At 39.5% G+C, this 15,552-nt stretch carries 19 protein-coding genes; 4 read left to right on the top strand and 15 right to left on the bottom strand.

From position 1 onward, the window contains the following. Both PLANO_RS01635 and PLANO_RS01630 read right to left on the bottom strand, forming a co-directional pair. Positions 1–444 carry a MarR family winged helix-turn-helix transcriptional regulator gene (locus tag PLANO_RS01635; RefSeq protein ID WP_038702385.1) on the bottom strand — a complete coding sequence of 148 codons (444 nt, stop codon included), beginning with the start codon at positions 442–444 and terminating at the stop codon, positions 1–3. Between the two features lie 111 nt (positions 445–555). Next, on the bottom strand, positions 556–1,638 hold the full coding sequence (locus PLANO_RS01630; RefSeq protein ID WP_038702383.1) for an AI-2E family transporter: 1,083 nt from the start codon (positions 1,636–1,638) through the stop codon (positions 556–558). A gap of 143 nt (positions 1,639–1,781) precedes the next feature. Between PLANO_RS01630 and PLANO_RS01625 the strand changes: the two genes are divergently transcribed. Next, a complete protein-coding gene (locus tag PLANO_RS01625) occupies positions 1,782–2,612 on the top strand; it encodes an undecaprenyl-diphosphate phosphatase (protein WP_038702381.1) in 831 nt (276 codons plus the stop codon). 39 nt (positions 2,613–2,651) lie between these two features. Here PLANO_RS01625 and PLANO_RS01620 read toward each other — a convergent pair whose 3' ends face one another. The 3 genes from PLANO_RS01620 to PLANO_RS01610 all read right to left on the bottom strand — a co-directional run bounded on the left by PLANO_RS01620 (position 2,652) and on the right by PLANO_RS01610 (position 6,130). Then, entirely contained in the window at positions 2,652–3,785 is a 1,134-nt protein-coding gene (locus tag PLANO_RS01620; protein WP_231554770.1) for a CAP domain-containing protein, read from the bottom strand. Between the two features lie 342 nt (positions 3,786–4,127). After that, entirely contained in the window at positions 4,128–4,961 is an 834-nt protein-coding gene (locus tag PLANO_RS01615) for a DUF368 domain-containing protein (protein WP_038702377.1), read from the bottom strand. Between the two features lie 98 nt (positions 4,962–5,059). Then, complete coding sequence (locus tag PLANO_RS01610; protein ID WP_038702375.1) at positions 5,060–6,130, bottom strand: NAD(P)H-dependent flavin oxidoreductase; 1,071 nt, start codon at positions 6,128–6,130, stop codon at positions 5,060–5,062. Positions 6,131–6,267: 137 nt separating this feature from the next. Between PLANO_RS01610 and PLANO_RS01605 the strand changes: the two genes are divergently transcribed. After that, positions 6,268–6,528 (top strand): hypothetical protein, encoded by a 261-nt coding sequence (locus PLANO_RS01605; RefSeq protein ID WP_038702374.1) that lies wholly within the window; start codon positions 6,268–6,270, stop codon positions 6,526–6,528. Positions 6,529–6,572: 44 nt separating this feature from the next. On the opposite strand, the gene PLANO_RS01600 is transcribed toward PLANO_RS01605, so the two are convergent. Further along, positions 6,573–7,421: a VOC family protein gene (locus PLANO_RS01600; RefSeq protein ID WP_038702372.1), complete on the bottom strand. Its 849-nt coding sequence runs from the start codon at positions 7,419–7,421 to the stop codon at positions 6,573–6,575. 133 nt (positions 7,422–7,554) lie between these two features. Between PLANO_RS01600 and PLANO_RS01595 the strand changes: the two genes are divergently transcribed. Further along, the gene (locus tag PLANO_RS01595) at positions 7,555–7,884 is read left to right on the top strand and encodes a winged helix-turn-helix transcriptional regulator (RefSeq protein ID WP_038702370.1); all 330 of its coding nucleotides are present in this window, start codon (positions 7,555–7,557) and stop codon (positions 7,882–7,884) included. A 53-nt stretch (positions 7,885–7,937) separates the two neighbouring features. Here the strand turns inward: PLANO_RS01595 and abc-f are convergent, their stop codons facing one another. Both abc-f and PLANO_RS15930 read right to left on the bottom strand, forming a co-directional pair. Continuing rightward, positions 7,938–9,569 (bottom strand): ribosomal protection-like ABC-F family protein, encoded by a 1,632-nt coding sequence (gene abc-f, locus PLANO_RS01590; RefSeq protein WP_038705336.1) that lies wholly within the window; start codon positions 9,567–9,569, stop codon positions 7,938–7,940. Positions 9,570–9,661: 92 nt separating this feature from the next. Then, positions 9,662–9,799, bottom strand: a complete 138-nt coding sequence (locus tag PLANO_RS15930; RefSeq protein WP_156108875.1) for a hypothetical protein — start codon at positions 9,797–9,799, stop codon at positions 9,662–9,664. 172 nt (positions 9,800–9,971) lie between these two features. Here PLANO_RS15930 and PLANO_RS01585 point away from each other — a divergent pair, with 172 nt between their 5' ends. Next, positions 9,972–10,283, top strand: a complete 312-nt coding sequence (locus PLANO_RS01585) for a hypothetical protein (RefSeq protein ID WP_038702369.1) — start codon at positions 9,972–9,974, stop codon at positions 10,281–10,283. A gap of 36 nt (positions 10,284–10,319) precedes the next feature. Here PLANO_RS01585 and PLANO_RS01580 read toward each other — a convergent pair whose 3' ends face one another. From PLANO_RS01580 to PLANO_RS01555, 7 genes are all read right to left on the bottom strand, one after another. Beyond that, positions 10,320–11,261, bottom strand: a complete 942-nt coding sequence (locus PLANO_RS01580; protein WP_038702367.1) for a magnesium transporter CorA family protein — start codon at positions 11,259–11,261, stop codon at positions 10,320–10,322. A gap of 49 nt (positions 11,262–11,310) precedes the next feature. Beyond that, positions 11,311–11,478: a hypothetical protein gene (locus tag PLANO_RS16025; RefSeq protein WP_197053099.1), complete on the bottom strand. Its 168-nt coding sequence runs from the start codon at positions 11,476–11,478 to the stop codon at positions 11,311–11,313. A gap of 79 nt (positions 11,479–11,557) precedes the next feature. Further along, entirely contained in the window at positions 11,558–11,971 is a 414-nt protein-coding gene (locus tag PLANO_RS01575) for an NUDIX hydrolase (RefSeq protein WP_197053098.1), read from the bottom strand. 138 nt (positions 11,972–12,109) lie between these two features. Beyond that, entirely contained in the window at positions 12,110–12,580 is a 471-nt protein-coding gene (locus PLANO_RS01570; protein WP_038702365.1) for a GNAT family N-acetyltransferase, read from the bottom strand. A gap of 154 nt (positions 12,581–12,734) precedes the next feature. Next, complete coding sequence (gene tatC / locus PLANO_RS01565; protein ID WP_038702364.1) at positions 12,735–13,574, bottom strand: twin-arginine translocase subunit TatC; 840 nt, start codon at positions 13,572–13,574, stop codon at positions 12,735–12,737. A 10-nt stretch (positions 13,575–13,584) separates the two neighbouring features. Continuing rightward, entirely contained in the window at positions 13,585–13,809 is a 225-nt protein-coding gene (gene tatA, locus PLANO_RS01560) for a twin-arginine translocase TatA/TatE family subunit (protein ID WP_038702362.1), read from the bottom strand. 17 nt (positions 13,810–13,826) lie between these two features. Next, positions 13,827–15,539 carry a GMC family oxidoreductase gene (locus PLANO_RS01555; RefSeq protein WP_038702360.1) on the bottom strand — a complete coding sequence of 571 codons (1,713 nt, stop codon included), beginning with the start codon at positions 15,537–15,539 and terminating at the stop codon, positions 13,827–13,829. Between the last annotated feature and the right edge of the window lie 13 nt (positions 15,540–15,552).

Below are 15,552 nucleotides of genomic sequence, written 5' to 3'. Positions count from 1 at the left end.
TTACACTCCGTCCATTTTTATAATTGTTTTTAGCTTGCGGAAAATCGTTAAAAATTGTTCTATTTCCTCGTCTGCAATATTTTCAGATAGGAGCTTTTCAAGATAATTTGACAACACCTGATCTAGTTCACTAATAATCGTCCGTCCTTTATCCGTAAGCTCTAGCAATTTCTCACGTTTATCTGAGGTTTGAACAACTTGTATTACATCTTTTTGTAGTAACTTTTTTATGCGACTAGAAATTGCACTTTTATGTACAGCTTGCAGCACAGCTAATCTAGCTGAAGTGATTTGTTTTTCCGTACCAATCAACTTCAACATTTGAATTTGCTCAGGTGAATACTCTTTCCACAAAGGATGATCTACTGACTTGATCACCCGCTCGGTTCCATAAACCAATACATCTTGAAAAAGATCTACTGCCTCTTTTATTCTTCCATCCAAAATAGTATACCCCCTCAACCAATAGTTATAGTTTAGGGGGTATACTATCGAGCGTCAAGATTATTGGCTTAATCCACAAAAAAACCTGTGAACTCTGTTCACAGGTTTCGGTTATTCGATATCACGTGTAGCTGTGTTACGGATTTCACTGCGTCGTGCGTATATATTGGAAACGATAGTTTTGATTACCGCGTAAACCGGAATCGCCAAAATAATCCCCCATAATCCTGCTATATTTCCTGCCGCTAGAATTAGCGTAATGACAGTTAGTGGGTGAACGTCGAGTGATTTCCCCATCACGTTTGGCGTAATGAAATTACTTTCAATTTGTTGTGCTACTAACATAATAATTCCTACGTAGACAGCCATAATTGGGTCTTGCACAAGCGCTATAAGAATAGCTGGAATAACTGCAATATAAGGTCCTAAAAATGGGATAACGTTCGTAGCCATACCAATTAATGCCAATAGCAGTGCATAGTCCAATCCAATGATTAAGTAACCAATGAGTAGCATAATTCCTACTAAAAAGCTGACAAATAGCTGCCCTTGGATATATGCTTGCAAGGTGTCATCGATGTCCTGCAAGGTTTTACGAATCCACCTTTTTCGTTCCCCTGAGAAAAATCCAGAAACAAACGGAACGAATTTTTTATGGTCGACCAATAAGTAGACAAGGAAAAACGGTACTAATACTAGCGTAATTACGCCAGACACGAAGCTACCGATAAAGGAAACAACCCAGCCACCGATGTCACCAAGTCGGTCACCAATTTGACCCGCCATGCCATTTAACTGCTCTTCAATTGAATCCGGAAGACGGTCTCGTTGATCGAATACGTATTGAGCCGATTCTTCTACACTTTGTATGATTTCGGGTGCATTATCTACCAATGCATTGATTTGTCCTGTCACAATTGGACCAATCATGATGAATAACAAATAAAATACTAATACGATTGATAATAGAACTGTAAGAACTGCAGCCCATTTCGGAAACTTTCTCTTCACCAAAAAATTCAAAACCGGTCTTGTTAAATAGAACAAGACACCCCCTAGTAATAATGGGACAAAAATCGTGCCTGCAATAATAAATAAAGGATCAAAAATCCCTTGTACTTCAATAAACAATCTAATGATGACTAAAGCTAGAATAACTCCTATTCCTACTTGAAACCAAAGCTTGTTCGTCAAGCGTGTCACTACCTTTCTTTTCATTAATATACACAGTTTACCATGAAATTATGGTATTATATTTTTTATGTTGATTTGAATTTATCGAATAGGAAATTTGCAGTCAAATAACTAAATGAACGAACAATGGAGGATTTATATAAATGGATCAATTATGGCTAACAATCAAATTTTTGCTTCTTGGACTATTCCAAGGACTTACTGAACCAATTCCGATTTCTTCAAGTGGGCACTTGTTGATCGCGCAATACTTTTTGGACGTACAAATTGAAGGAAGCGTATCGACATTCGCATTGCTTGTTAACAGTGCTTCGTTAATTGCCGTCTTAATCATTTACCGCAATGATATTCAGCGCCTTGTAATTAACGGTTTAAAGTATTTTACTGTGAAAAACGCAGAAACGAAAAGAGACTTCATGTTTATCGTTTACCTTGTTGTTGCAACGATCCCTGCGGCAGTCATTGGTTTGTTGTTCCAGGATGCGATTGATGACAATCTTTCAACTATCGTGACAGTCGGATTGACGTTAATCGTTACAGGCTTTGGTCTATGGTGGATCCGCAATATGCGTGGGCAACGAAAAGATGGCAGTATGACAATGAAAGACGCGATTATCATTGGTGGAGCTCAAGCTATAGCACTTATTCCTGGTATTAGCCGTAGTGGTGCTACAATAGTCGCTGCAATGGCAAGAGGCATCAACCAGGAAACCGCATTGCGCTTTTCTTTCTTATTATTTATCCCAGTTAGCCTTGGTGGTGCAGTTCTCAGCATTACAGACATCATTAACGATGATAATTTAGCTACGATGGCGATTCCATATGTAATGGCATTTCTTGGTTCTCTAGTCGCTTCTTATTTCTCATTAAAATGGTTTATGAACATTATGGCAAAAGGACAACTAAAGTATTTCGCGATTTATTGCTTTATCGTCGGTCCACTTGTTGTATTAGCATGGCTCGTATTAAATTAATTAAAAGGCAAGCCGTCAGTTAATGACAGCTTGCCTTTTTTATCGATTAAAGAAATTGGCCGTATAATACGGTTGGTTTTCTGCATTAAATGCCGTTCCTACCCCTAGATACCCGAAGTCTGGCTTTACAATATTTTCACGATGACCTAAAGAATTCATCAGGCCTTCATGAGCAAAGACACTACTATACTGCCCATACGCCAAATTTTCTCCTGCTACATAAAATGTAATGCCGTCTTCTTTCATCCGATCAAAAGGAGATTGTCCAGCTAGATTCGTATGACTGAAATATTGATTTTCGGCCATATCTACACTGTGCTTGCGAGCAGTCGTTCTAGTCTCACTATCCCATTTTAATAACGACAAACCTCGTTGAATACGAGCTGAATTGGTCAATTCGAAAAGCAAATATTCATAGCCTTCTTTTAACTTTTCATCCGACTCCGCATATATTTTAGGGCGTTGTTTTTCTAGTTTTTCATGTATTACTTGTACGGCCGTTACGGTATCTTCTTCATGGATATCATAAAAAATCGTCGTATACGTATTATCCGTTTTAAATACATCGTATTCATCACGTGTATCGAGTATATATTGAACATTTCCTTTTTGGAGGCTTTTTAGCGGAGTGCCCAGTGCGGAACGGACTTCGGATTTTGTGGAATCCATCGTAATCCCTTCCTTCGACGAAAACAAATCTTGGTTCGTAAACATCCCATTTACGATTCCGTCTTGATCATAAGACAATAAAACATAATTCTGAAAATCTTGATGATAGCTATGCCAATCAGTTCCATATTCGTTCCGCATTAAACGTAGTGGCAACCCGACTTTCTTTTGAGCATCTTCTTTACTCATTCCTAATGTTACATTATGAATGGCAAACAAAGATTCAGTTTCAACTAGTTCTGGTTTGGCCACAGCTTCTGGCACTTCAACTGAACTAGAAACGATAAACGACTGCAGTTGTGCACTGACGCGCGAAGTAAAATCTCTCGCTTCATCTATAACTTGCGTCACCTCTGGATTTCCTGCGATATTACCAACTGCTTCGTCAACAGAATCCAAAAAACCTAAATCGACATACTTACTAACAGGCTCTTCCCAAATCGGGCGCGCAAAAAACACGGCCAGCAACACAACAAACCACCAGAAAATTTTTCGCACACGCATCACCTCTTAACCTTCAGTTTAAAGGCAAACCCACCATCCACAAAGCAAAAAGGCTTTATACCAGAAAAGCGTAAGCGCCCGTGTAGCTTTGACGGGCATAAGGTGCTCTGACGAAGCGGCGGTCTTTGCCGCACAGTCGGAGTGACTTATGACCCTAGAAGCTGGGCGCTGGAGCTAGACAATCAGAAAAGCGTAAGCGCCCGTGTAGCTTTGACGGGCATACGATAACATAATTTATCCATAAAAAAGAGGCACCATCATTTATGATGGTGCCTCAGTCTGCAAAGAATATCGTTTTAGTCGCTACTCCTACTTTAAAGATAACAAGAAACTACTTCTTCATTAAACTTCTTCTGTAATAGTCGTTTTTTTAGGTGAACTAAACAATAATGTAAACGAAAGTCCGAGTCCAAATGTGACTAGACTAGTAATCAGCGTAGTGGAATCAGAAGAAAACCCTGGGAACACCACAAACAGAGATCCGATGATCAGTCCAATAATTGCTGCGTAAGTGACGTAAGTAAAATGTTGAAGCAAATACTGAATTGCTTTACTGCTGACGATAAATCCAGCAATCACCCCAGCACCGATTGCGAAAACAATCGGAATGTTCAAAGTCGATAAAGCGTTGATAGCGGTTGAATAAACGCCTAACAACAATAGTATGAATGAACCGCTAATTCCTGGTAATAACATTGCCATACTTGCTAGCCACCCAGAGAAAAATAACATAAAGAAAACTGGTACAGTAAGCGTCGTAATCGGTGCCAAATTTTCCTCAGTCGGAATAAAGGCTGTAGCTGCCAAAGCCGCTCCAATAACCAAGAGAATAATCATGTGACGTGCAGTGAAGTTCTTCTTTACTTCAGCCTGCTTCATAATGTACGGAATGACACCAATAATAAGGCCCATAAAGAAAAACTGAGTTGCTTCATAATGTTGTTCCAGTAAATATTCAATCACTCGGCTAAACAATAAAAGGGTGATGACAATCCCTATCCCAAGAGGTACTAAAAATCCAAGTTGCTTTTTCCAGTTACGGCTAAAAAATCCGCTAATAGCCTCTAACAAACGATCATAAATCCCTAAAATAAACGCAATTGTGCCTCCGCTTACTCCCGGGATCAAGTCACTGATTCCCATCAAGATGCCACGGTATATATTCTTCCATTCCATTCGTCTAATCTCCTCATTTTAAAAATCACTTTTAATAGTATAGCATGTGCCCATAGGAAACTCGAGCTTCGATCCAACCGTTTTTATTCGTTATTAAGTTAGCATACAATTGATTTCGCCTCTTCTACGATCGCCTGAACAATCTCAGCTGCAGCCATTTCTTCTGTCAAACTACGCGTAGACTGCCCCGCCCATAGTGACATGAATTCCGGATTTCCAGATTCCGAAGCCGCTGCACGAATGTCTTTGGTGATGGTGTTTTGAGAAGGAAATGGCAATGGCTCGACACCGCTTTTTTCAAATTCACGAATAAAGCGATTCTGAATGGCTCTTGCCGGTCTTCCAGAAAAGCTTTTTGTTACAACCGTGCTTTCCTCGTCACTCTTAAATATCGCCTTTTTATAAACGGCATGCGCCCCTGATTCTTTGGCGCTGACAAACCGAGTACCGATTTGAACTCCTTGTGCACCGAGTGCCAGTGAAGCAATTAACCCTCGACCATCCACAATACCTCCCGCTGCAATAACTGGAATCCCAATAGCATCGACTACTTGAGGAACTAGGGACAGCGTGCCAATTTGGGCACCTGACGGATGTTGGTCGAGCGAAAAGGTACTACGATGACCTCCTGCTTCACTTCCTTGAGCCACCACAGCAGTTGCCCCAGAACTCTCTGCCTTTTTGGCTTCTTCAACTGTCGTAACCATTGTTATGATTTTGACGCCTCTTTTCTTAGCTACTGTCATCTGTTCGACGGATAAACAACCAAAAGCCGTACTAACAACAGCTACCCCTTCTTCAATGCAAATATCAAATTGTTCTGCACTCCAATTAGGGGACGAATATGCGGACTGAAGGTTGCTAATGTTTAGCTCCGAGCGGAAAGGACTTAATACTTTTTGCATCTCCTCAGCGCGACTAAAATCGTCCCGTATGATGGCTGCAAAAATATTAACAGCAAATGGTTTTTGGGTTTTCGACTGAATTTCTTTTATCGCTTGCCGCAGTGCAGTCGGTGTCATGTATGCTGCTCCTAGAGTTCCAAGCCCGCCTGCATTACTGACTTCAGCTACAAGTTCAGCCGTGGTAGGACCTCCCGCCATTCCCGCCTGAATAATCGGATAGTTTATTTTAAACAATTGACAAATTTCTGTTTCTAACGATATCATAATCAATCCTCCCCTTTAGTTTGTTGGATATTACGATTGTCACTAGTATCTCTTAAACAACAATATGTCGCAACGAGGAACTTTTTGTACGGTACATCGTTCTTATAATAACTAAACACATAAAGGCGGGATTTACTATGAAGGGGTTCCTTTCACTATTAGGTATCACTTTAATTGCTGGGGCATGTGGCTTGATCCTCTTAACGTTTTATAATAATCCTTTAGAAAAAGCAATCAGCCGAGAAAGTATGCACGCATATATCGAAACACGTCAAAATAATATTCCAAAAATTCCTTTGGAAAACCAAGTACTAACTGAAATTCCAGAACAAGCAGCTTTTACTACTACGGCCTATATGGAAACAGACAATCGTTGCGAAAGTGTTTCTCCACAATAACAAAAGCCGTCTCATGAATTGAGTCGGCTTTTGTTATTTAATAATCACACACATAGACGAATGGCGTTTCCTGAAGGGTCTTTGACTTCAAAATATCTTTCTTCTTCCACCATTTTCATTCCCAATGAACGAAGATTTCCAACGACTTTATTGCGAATTTCATTGTCCATAACTAACGTGTAATAATGCAATCCTGCTTCTTTTTCAGGCAACGCCGGAATACCCTCACCGTTCCAGACGTTCATGCCGATGTGATGATGGTATTTTTGATCGGCTATAAATAATGCTTGAGCACCCAAATTTGAAACGACTTCTAGCCCAAGTCCATTTACATAAAAGTCTTTAGCTTCATTTAAGTTCGATACATGTAAGTGAATATGTCCCATCACGGTTTCAGCAGGCAGACCTTTCCACGGCTCTAAAGATTTTTGGGCTTCTTCAACTAATCCTTGAGCATCAATCGGATCTACGGCCATAGCTACTTGATCATTTTCCCAGTTCCATTGGTCAGGTTTTCGATCCTGATAAATTTCAATACCGTTACCTTCTGGGTCAGATAAATATAAAGCTTCGCTAACTAAGTGATCTGCAGAGCCTAATTGAATCCCTTGCTTATGAAGATGCACAAGAATTTTTCCTAATGATTCTCTAGTTGGTAATAAAATAGCGAGATGATACAGTCCTGTATAACGACCTCGTTTAGGCATAATCCCTTCAATTGCTTCGAGTCTGACTAATACATTATCACCAGCACCCAATGCTACTGAATGCTGCTCTTCCGAGATTACTTCAAATCCTATGACCTCCGTGTAAAACTCTTTCATCTTCTTCATATCGACTACTTTCAATCCTATTTCACCTACATGTGTGACTGGTTTTTTGTGAAAACCCATTATTCTTACGCCCCTTTTCTTCAAGTTACTTTATGTAACTAACTATATTTTAAATACTTAATTCCGTCAAGTAACTAAATTCTTTTAAAATAGTTAGAATCTGTGCTACTATGTTAGAAAAGGAGTGATGAGCATGGACACTTCCATCATTTGCCCTCGTTTCGAGATAGCTATTTCCTTGCTCAGTCAGCGCTGGACAGGACTGATTATTTATCAACTACTTTCGGGACCCCAACGTTTTAGTGAACTAACCGATATTATTGGCATCAGCGGACGGCTATTATCTGAACGACTGAAAAACTTAGAAACACAAGGATTAGTTACGCGCACAGTTTATCCCGAGACTCCTATAAAGATTGAGTATGCATTAACTGAAAAAGGACAATCGTTAAAACCTGTTATGGACGAAATTCAAAATTGGTCACAAGTATGGGTAGATTCTGTTGAAACAAACAACGAATAAATTTTTAGACCATTGACAAAAGAGCCTATCCGAAAAAGCGGATAAGCTCTTTTTTATTGGATAGAACTTGCCACTTTCTCTCTCGCGGTCGAATAGCCTCCATGAAATCGTTCGATTGTTTCATTTTTAAGCCAGTACGTAACGGGGAATAGCTTATCTAAAAAATAACGATCATGTGAAACCGCAATAATCGTTCCCGGAAACTCACTCAAAGCCTCTTCCATCACTTCTTTTGCTTCTAGATCTAAATGATTGGTCGGTTCATCTAAAATTAATAAGTTATGATGCTGATGCATCAGCTGTGCGAGCCGCAACCTCATCCGTTCTCCACCACTAAGTTGCCGTACTGGTTGAAATACCATATTGCCAAAAAACAAAAATTGAGCGAGCATTGGACGTGCATCGTATTCCGAAACAGCAATTGCTTCACGAAATTCTTCTATGACGGTTCTACCATTATCCATCTCTAATGTGTGTTGAGATAAATAACCGATTGATGTATTACTCCCTAACTTTACATCTCCGACATCAACTGACTCTTTCCCAACCATCATATTTAGCAATGTTGTTTTTCCTGTCCCATTTGAACCAACAATCGCTACTCGTTCTCCGTAACGGATATGCATTGCAATGTCTTGAAACAGCATATGCTCTCCAAATTCTTTCCATACCCCATCGAGACGCACAACATCTTTGCCGCTACGTTCGTCTATTTTCAAATTTAAGGCCATCTGTTTTTTCGATAACACAGGTTGGTCGAGAACTTCAATTCGGTGCAACGCTTTTTCCATACTTTTCGCTTGTCTGTGCATGCCGGCATTTGGGGGATTTGCCCGATTGGCCCATTCTTTCAATCGTTTAATGGTTTCTTTCATCTTTTGAATTTTCTTTTGTTGATCCTGATATTGCTGAAACTCTACTAATAATCGAGCTTCTCGTTCTTTTACATAGTTCGAGTAATTTCCAACATACTGAATCAACTCACCTTGGTCCAATTCCCAAATATGCGTAACAGTTTCATCTAAAAAATAGCGGTCGTGAGATACGAGGACAATCGTCCCTTTGTAGTGGCTAATAAATGAGCCAAGCCACTCAATCGCATCTAAATCTAAATGATTTGTTGGTTCGTCTAGCAATAGCAAGTCTGGTTTTTGTAAAAGTAATTTCGCTAACCCGATTTTCGTTTTTTCTCCACCGCTCAAGTGTCCCCATTGTTCAAATTTCAACGACTTAACCTTTAACCCGTTTAACACTTGATCTATTCTCATATCGATTTCATAACCACCGCGTTGGATAAAATCATCTTGCATCGCTCCGTAACGAAGAAGAAGCCGTTCCATTTCATTGGGATCGACAGTTTCCATCTGCTTTTCCATCTTCACTAATTGCTGCTGCAAAGCATTTAACTCTGAAAAGACAGTTCTCAATAATTGTTCTACCGTTTGCTCTGGCTGCTCATCAGGTGATTGCTCTAACAAACCAATGTTGCTGCCTTTTTTCCACGTTACAACTCCCTCAGTTGGTTGCAGTATTCCTGCAAGTACATTTAATAACGTGGACTTTCCCTCTCCATTTCTTCCGACGAGCCCAATGCGTTGCCCTTCTGAAACTTCCCCTTTTATATGATTAAATATTTTTTGCGTTGCAAAATGGCACATCACTTGTTGAAACTGACTAATAATCATCATTCTCTTCCTCTCTAAAGAAGAGACATGCACACAAAAAGGCACGCCAAGAGGCATGCCTTTGTTAAAATCCGATTGTAGGCAGACGTCTCTTACTGGTAATATTCACTCGATTTTGTTGGCTGAAAAAAGACAGACTCCTCCTGTCCAGCTACTCCAGTGAAAGTAACGCCATGAAGAATGTAGAGATATTCTTGACATTCTGTCATGCGTTTACCAGTTTGATTCATCTTACCCACCTCCTTTATTTAGTCTCTCTATCATACAATTCCTATTAGACTTCGTCAATTTTTTGACAGAATATTCTTTATATATAAACTTACTCTTCAAAAAGAGGGATAAGCTTGTTGAGATCCGGGTACTGATAAGTAAGAGCTATTGACTGGAAAGGGGAATCAGAAAATGTCTATGTACTCTAAATTGACTTTTGACAACGATACCCGAAAAGTAGAAAGATCCTTAAAAAAGTACGAAGCTAAAAAAACCGAAGCTTTAGTGTTGCTTGCTGAAATCGATATGCTTGAAAAAATGGAGGATGTTCAAGATGCAGTTCTATGGAAGCAACAGTCAATGAAGGAAAAACTGGTTGCAGTAGAACGGCAGCGACGAGATTTGAAAGAATTAATCACCGGTTATATCGAAAAACACGGGGATCAGGATTTACATCCTTACACCGAACTACTGCAAGAACTAGAAAATGATAAAGCCAAATAAGACGAAAGCAGGGATCGGTTAGACCCTGCTTTCGTCTTATTTTTTCCTACCTGTACTTTTTCCAATCGACTGCAAAATATCCCCCATCCATCCTTTTTGCCTGAGGTATAGATACAGAATAAATGTTGATCCTAAAATGATCAACACCGACCCAAGATATCCGAACTTCCATTTTAACTCAGGCATATTCTCGAAGTTCATTCCCCATAGAGCCCCCCACGCCATGACAGGGGTAAATAAAGTTGTTAATACCGTTAAGGTTTTCATGATTTCATTGCCTCGATAATTGGCTACTACGTTTTCGATATCAACCATATTATTCACTTCATCTTCATAGGAATTAACGAGCATTACACAACGCTCAATTCGAGTAGCGGTTCTCCGATATTCTATTTGATCTATAACGTCTTTTCCAAATGTTTCTTCGATGGCCATTTTAATTTCTTGAAACCCCATAATTAGATGCTTCCACAATAAAATCTCATGCCGAATGGTTTCAATTTCACCTAAAGTCTTTTTGTTGTTGTGTTCTTTTATTGCCCATAATAAGTCATGTAGACGTTCTTCGAAACGATCTATTTTATGTAAAATGGATGCGACCATTTCGCCAAGAATAATCATCATGATTTCGATAGAAGATGAGGCATTTTCCATCTGGCGTAAAATTTCATCTTTATTTAAATCTGAATCTTGTTCAAAATTAATTTTACTAGTGACAAAAACATTTGAAGATATATAGAAATGAAACACTTCACGAGATCCTTTAGAAGTTTCACTTTGTTTGTATATTAATGATCCCCATAAAGATTCCTTGCCGCGGTCAACCGTATGCGTATGAAGAATATTGACCGCTGGATTTATCGATTTATCAATCCAATTATGCATTTTGTCGTTTTCCGGAAGATATTTACGGAAGCTCGTACTTCCAACACCTTCTTCTTCGTGCCAGACCGCATGTTTGAAAGTGTATTGAGGCATTTAACAATCTCCTTTCCAGATGCAAAAGGCAAGCCAATACTTGGCTTGCCTACTCTTCCTGTTGCGTATTGTCACTGTATTTTTCATTCGAGTTTTCTTTATACTCTATATCTCTGTCCGGCATGGGGTCCATTCCCTTTTCAGCTGGCATATTGCGTCTCGGTTCAACTTCTGGAATCAGTTGTTCTCCGTCTTTATTCTCACGGTCTTTTTTCATCCAAAACACCTCCTCGGATTGCTATTACACCGTAATTACCCGTTCTGTTTATTTATAATCCTTACGAAATATTATCAAATTACTGAACTGCTAAAGATTCAATAAGCTCAGCGTCGTCTGGATAAGTCATTTCTAATTCACGAATTTCAGCAATGGGTTTCCACGCAACATCGGCAATCCACTCATCTTCTCGATGAAGGACAATTTCTCCACCTGTCACTTCTACTTTAAAATAAACCACTTCAAAAGACACTTTCGAATCTTCGTATTCTCCTGCTCGCGTGCTTAACTTTTCTATAACTCGAACAGACAATCCTGTTTCTTCAAAAAATTCTCGCGTACAGCATTGTTCAACCGTTTCTGCTCCTTCAATTCCGCCTGCCGGTACTGTCCACTTTTTTTCTTCTCCTGGAACTCCTTGCAACACTAATAGTACTTCGTTTTTTTCATTGATGCAGACGCCTGCAGCGCCTTTCCAATTCGACATTTCCATGAAATCGCCCCTATCATACTTTCAAATTAATCAGCTCTTTTTACGTTACCACATATTCCAACAAACTGGACGAGCTTCTCTAAATATTTCTATACATAAAAAAACGGCTTGCAACTGCAAGCCGTTTCCATAAAGGTATTACTCTGCCTTCTTACGTTGTTCCTGTTCTAAAACGATGCCATGAGTAGCTTCTGGTAATCCAAGGTCTCCCGAAAAGCCATTGGCTCTGTAAAAAGCATCGGCTGCTGAAGAATCTGTCCGGACAACAAGTTCGTGGAAATGTCCTTTTGCATCTTCAACAATTGTTTGTAATAACTTTGTGCCGACGCCTTGTCGACGAGCATTAGTAGAAATATAGAACCTCCGAAGTCTCCCTACACCATCTTTACTCGAATACGGATCACGATTTAATCCGCCAATTGCTATCAAATGATCCTGATCCCATACACCGTATAAAACTTCGGATTGCTTATTAAATGTATTGCTGCCATCTTCGTACTGATCTACAAGTCTTCTTAAAAAACGATACCCTTCGGCTTCACTTTCTTCTACCAGTTTCGAAACATCTAGCTTTTTCAAGTCTTGAATTTCTTTGATTTCTACTGTCATGTCGCATCCTCCTCATAATGGATATACACTTTCCACTTACGGATTTTCTGACGATCACCTGCTCTTTTAGTGTATAGCAGTTATAGGTTAATAGCCAATAAATATCTGAATTTTCCACCAAATAAAAGGGGCTGCGATTTGCAGTCCCCTTTTATTACACTACCGTATCTTCGATAGCCTCTTTACGTTGCTCGGTTTTTTTGATGATGAAAATACTCGTTTCGTAAAGTCCTGCCATTGGAATCAATACGAGCAATTGGCTCAAAAAATCCGGCGGAGTAATTAATGCCGAAACAACTGCTAATACAAGGTAAGACCATTTCCTAACCTTTTTCATCGAAACTGAAGTTAAAACGCCAATCGAAGATAAAAACAAAGCGATAATGGGCATTTCAAATAATAGACCGAGCGGTACAGTTGTCATGATAAGAAAATGAATGTATTCATTTGCTGAAATCATAACATCAAAGTTCGCCATTCCCATACCAATTAAGAATTGAAAGCTTAACGGATTTACAATAAAATATCCAAAAGCAATTCCTAAAATAAATAATAAAAACATCACAGGTGAATACAAGCCAAGAAAACGGGCTTCTTTTTCTTCAAGGCCCGGCTTTACAAATTTCCATATAAAATGAATTAGAAATGGTAAGGACAATCCTAAAGCTAATGTTGCGGATATGGAAGTATAAAACTTAATCACTTCAAGAGGACCTAAAATGACTAAATTGTTTCCTTTCACGATATAAGGGAACCAAAAATTCAAAGTTGAAAAGACAACTACTAAGAAAAACAAGAAAACAACAGCACTTTTAATGAGTTGTTTTCGTAATTCTCCTAAATGATCCACCAATGTTTCGACTTGCAGCGGTGTTTCAGGTTCATTAATAGGAGGTTCCGGATTTTTCACCGGAACCTTTTCCGCAGGCTCTTCTGGTTGTGCCGCTTTTTTATGCAACGGACTTATTAGCTTTTTGTCTCCGTACGGATCCATTTAACCACCTTCATAGTTTCTCAGATTTTTTTAAGTCTTTATCTTCAACTGTGTCTTTTTTCACCGTTTCTTCCTCATCATCATCCATTAATCCTTTTGTTGAACGTTTAAATTCAGAGAAAGTTTTTCCGACTGCCCCACCAATTTCTGGTAGTTTTTTAGGTCCGAATATGATCAACACAATCACTAAAATAATGATTAAACCTGGTACACCTATAGAAGCTAATCCTCCCATTTTTTTCTCCTCCTTTATTAAACAAGTGAGCCGCCTTCACGACTATAGCGAATAACACCTTCTGCGCAACGATACGCAAGTGCTCCAACCGTGCCTGTTGGGTTATAGCCACCGTTATGCGCAAAGTTCCCTGCTCCTACTACGAATAGATTTTCAGCATCCCAATGTTGCAAGAAATTATTGACTACGCTAGTCTCTGGGTCTGCACCCATAATCGTTCCGCCTGTATTGTGCGTTGTTTGATAAGGTACAATATCGTAATCTCCCAGTTCACCGCCTGCGGCAACCGTTTTTGCACCCATTTCATTTAAAATTTCTTTCGCTTTTTCAGTAATATAAAGATGAAGTGCTCGATCCTGATCTGTAAAGTTATAGTTTAACTGCAATAGAGGAATGCCATAAATATCTTTATACGTATTATCCAGTGTTAAGAAATTTTCTTTATGTGGCATTGAAGCTCCTTGCCCACCTACCCCTTGTATTCTTGTATAGTTTTCAATGGAAGCGCGTTTAAAGTCGGCTCCCCATGATGGAGTGCCTGGTGGAGTTGGATTAGATAAAATTGGACGAGTACCCGTTTGCGTCGAAGATAAGCTGGCACCATGGATAAAATCGAGATCTCCATGATCAAAGGCATCGCCATTAAAATCATCAATCGTCATACCTAAAGCTCCGGCTCCCATAAAGGTATTCATTTGTTCATCGAAAAACCCTGAAGCTCCAGGAAGAATTTGATATGCATAGTTTTTACCTAATGTTCCTTGACCTGTTTCTGGGTCGTACTGCTGTCCGATATCGGAAACCATCAACAATTTCGCATTATTCATAATGTAACTTGTTAGTACAACAACATTCGCAGGTTGAATAAATTCTTCAAAAGTCACAGTGTCGTAGTATCTGACTCCTGTTACTTTATCGCCTTCTTTCATCACTTCCACAACGTTCGCATTAAATTTAACTTCGTAATTCCCTGTTGCTTTAGCTGCAGGTACTACTGTGATTTCCGGTGAAGTTTTTGCTCCATACTCACAGCCAAAACGCTCACAAAATCCGCAATACTGACAAGCATTGATTTTTTGACCATCTGGATTCTCATAAGCCTCTGATAAATTGGCAGAAGGCATCATAAACGGCGTATAACCTAAACTTGATGTAGCTTTTTCAAAACGTTGCAACATTGGCGTTTTTTTCATCGGGGGTGTTGGGAAATCACTTGAACGCTTTCCCCAAAACGGATTTTTATCTTCTCCCGAAAGACCTACAGTTTTTTCAAAACGATCAAAATAAGGCTCTAATTCGTCGTATGTAATGCCCCAATCTTGTATGGTGTAATCAGCGGATAGTTTATTCGCTCCATATTTTTTATCAGTCATTGTTTTAATTTCAAAATCATACGGAAGAAAACGCCACGTCTGCCCATTCCAATGCGTACCGGATCCACCTAAACCTTCACCTAGCAAAAATGAGCCTAATTGACGCATTGGCAAAGCGCGCTGTTTTCGATTATTACGAAACGTGAGGGTTTCCTTAGATAAATCCTGCATCAATTCATAGCGAACAGCATAGCGATATTCGTCATGAACCATACTAAAATCTTCTGTACCACGCTCGCGACCACGTTCTAACCCCACTACTTTAAGGCCTTCTTTTGCACATTCCGCAGCAATAATACCGCCTGTCCATCCGACACCCACCGTTACCACGTCCACACTTTCCAAAGTTGTCACCATAGTGATTCCTCCT

Source organism: Planococcus sp. PAMC 21323 (genome assembly GCF_000785555.1).
In the GTDB taxonomy this organism is placed as follows: domain Bacteria; phylum Bacillota; class Bacilli; order Bacillales_A; family Planococcaceae; genus Planococcus.
Note: the sequence above shows the minus strand (reverse complement) of the source record. Positions and strands in the feature narration are given on the sequence as shown.